General features: G+C 63.6%; 1 protein-coding gene. It reads left to right on the top strand.

The features are described 5' to 3' along the window. Positions 1 to 1,248: choice-of-anchor D domain-containing protein (locus tag Enr10x_RS29880; protein WP_197997538.1), on the top strand; the 1,248-nt coding region annotated here is incomplete at both ends.

The raw sequence follows: 1,248 nt of genomic DNA, 5'->3' as shown, positions 1-1,248 counted from the left end.
GGTGGACTTCGGCACGACGATCCCCGGCATCCCGGTTGCCAAGACCTTTACTATTACGAATCTCTCGGCCGATGCGGTGGACGTGACCGGCCTGATCGAGTTCCCGCCCGGGTTCAGCATCGATCCGGCCTCGCCGTTCGGTACGGATACGGTGCCGGTGAACATTGCGGGCTTCGGTTCGGTGACCTTCACCGTGCAGTTCGACGGCGGCACCACCGGTTCGACCTACGGCCAGCTCTCGTTTACCACGGGAGACGCCGATGAGAATCCTTACAACTTCACCGTTGTGGGAGCCGCCGGACCGGCGACCGTGGGGATCAACGACACTGACTTCGCCACCAGCGGCAGCTGGACGGGGCACACCCCGGGTGACGTCGGTGATCCGGAATTCCTGTATACGGGCGAGCCTTACGTGGGCGGCACGGGTACCAATCAGGCGAGCTGGACCTTCGATGTGGAACCGGGACGCTACCAGGTGGTGGCCCACTGGTACGTCCATCCGGACGTCAGCCCTTACGGACGGGCTGCCGCTACGAATGCCCCGTACACGATCTTCTCGGACGCGACGCCGGTCGCCACCTACCGGGTCAGCCAGCAGACCAGCTCGGACGACTTCCTGGATGACGGCACCTGGTGGGAATACATCGGCGATCCGGTCGTGATCAACGACAGCACCCTGACAGTGGTTCTGAGTGACGATGCCGACGGCATCGTGTATGCCGACGACGTGCGGATCATCCGCGTGGTGGATCCGGTGATCAAGGTCGAAGTGGACGGGGGCGCTGTCGAAGATGGCGGCACCGTGGACTTCGAAGACACGATCATCGGTGCTCCGGTGGTCAAGACCTTCACCGTGACGAACTTCGGCGAACGGAACATGGCCCTGGGGGCGATCAACGTGCCGACCGGCTTCAGCCTGGTCACGGGCTTCGGGGATACGAACCTGGCCCCGGGGGCTTCGACGACCTTCACGCTGCAGATGGACGCCAGTGTGGGCGGCAGCTTCAGCGGGATGGTGAGCTTCGGAGCCGACCTGGCCGAAGAGAACCCGTTTAACTTCACGGTCAGCGGTTCGGCTGCGGACTCGATGATCGTAGACAACGGCGATCTGGCCTACAGCACCAGCGGGGCAGCCTGGGATGAACAGCAACGCGGCTCGCAGTCCGATCTGGAGTTCTACCAGCAGGACCAGGACGTGCTGCTGGGCGGCGATCTGCTGGGAACGAACACCGCGACCTGGACCTTCGA

This window comes from Gimesia panareensis, assembly GCF_007748155.1.
GTDB lineage: Bacteria > Planctomycetota > Planctomycetia > Planctomycetales > Planctomycetaceae > Gimesia > Gimesia panareensis.
Note: the sequence above shows the minus strand (reverse complement) of the source record. Positions and strands in the feature narration are given on the sequence as shown.